At 73.1% G+C, this 1,563-nt stretch carries 1 protein-coding gene; it reads right to left on the reverse strand.

Translation table 11 applies throughout. The annotated features are described in order from the left end of the window. On the reverse strand, positions 1–1,563 hold a 1,563-nt coding region (cofG, locus tag PROKR_RS25345; protein ID WP_036969292.1), incomplete at both ends, for a 7,8-didemethyl-8-hydroxy-5-deazariboflavin synthase CofG.

The following is a 1,563-nucleotide window of genomic DNA, read 5'->3' on the forward strand; positions in this document are numbered from 1 at the left end:
GCGGGCGAGGTCGAGGTAGGCGTCGGCACCCTGCTCGGCGGGCGGCAGTCCCTGCGCGCACACTTCCGTGGCGCCCAGCGCCACCGCCTCGGCGGCCAGCTCGGCGACCCTTTCGGGCGGCAGGCCCAGCGACGCGTCGATGTTCCGGTTCACGGCGTACGTCACCGCGTCGCCGACGCGCTCGCGGCGCACCTGGTCGGCCAGCGCGGCGAGGTCCTCGAGGTCCGCGCCGTCCGCCCCGAGCAGCTCGACCCATGCGGCGTCGTCCACCCCACGCGGGTCACTCTGGACGTCGCTCAACAACGCCCCCAACCGCCCGCCTCCGTTGAGTGCTGGGTATTTGTTGGATTCCGGCCTGGAATCCAACAAATACCCAGCACTCAACGAAGCGGCTGGGGTGGGCGGGACGGGGGAGGAGGGGAACTCGCCCAGCAGGGCGTCGTGCCGGGCCAGGCCGTAGTCGTCGGCGAGGGCCAGGACGCGGTCGCGGAGGCGGTCGTCCAGCCACTCCGCTCCCGCACGCGCCTCGCGCAGGTAGTGCGGGTGCGCGGTCAGCCGCTCGCGCAGCGTGTACCCGCCCTCGGCGGTGAGCCGGGCCAGGTCCTCGATGTGCGGCCAGGGCCGTTCGGGGTTCACGTGGTCGGGGGTGAGCGGGCTGACGCCGCCCCAGTCGTCGATGCCGGCGCGTACCAGGAGCTGCAGCTCGGCGGCGTCGGTCAGGTTCGGCGGGGCCTGCACGCGCATCCCCGGGCCGAGCAGCACCCGCGTGACGGCGACGGCGGCCGCGTACTCCTGCGTCTCCAGGTCGGCGGCGCCCATCATCGCGGTGGCCGACTTGGCGCGGAAGTTCTGCACGATCACCTCCTGCACGTGACCGTGCCGGGCGTGCGCGTCGCGCAGCGCGACGACCGAGTCCACGCGCTCGGCGTAGTTCTCGCCGATGCCCAGCAGCACTCCGGTGGTGAACGGGATGCGGGAGCGGCCGGCGTCGTCGATCACGCGCAGCCGTAGCGCCGGGTCCTTGTCAGGGGAGCCGAAGTGCGCCTCGCCCTTCTCGGTCCACAGCCGCTCGGAGGTGGTCTCCAGCATCATGCCCATCGACGGGCCCACCGGCTTGAGCCGCTGCAGTTCCGCCCACGACATGACGCCCGGGTTGAGGTGGGGGAGCAGCCCCGTCTCGTCGAGGATCAGCTGCGCCATGTGGCCCACGTAGTCGAGCGTCGAGGCGTAGCCGTGGTCGTCGAGCCACTGCCGGGCCACGGGCCAGCGGTTCTCCGGCCGGTCGCCGAGGGTGAGCAGCGCCTCCTTGCAGCCCAGGGCGGCGCCCTGGCGGGCCACCTCCAGCACCTCCTCGGCCGACATGTACGGCGAGATGCCGGCCTTGGCGAGCTTGCCCGGCGTCTGCACGAAGATGCAGTAGTGGCAGCGGTCCTGGCACAGGTGCGTCAGTGGCACGAACACCTTGCGGGAGTACGTGATGACGCCGGGCCGCCCGGCCTCGCGCAGCCCCTGGTCGCGCACGGCGCCGGCCACCGCCAGGAGCCGGTCCAGGTCGGCGCCGCG

The sequence above is a fragment of the Promicromonospora kroppenstedtii DSM 19349 genome (genome assembly GCF_000515355.1).
Classification (GTDB): domain Bacteria; phylum Actinomycetota; class Actinomycetes; order Actinomycetales; family Cellulomonadaceae; genus Promicromonospora; species Promicromonospora kroppenstedtii.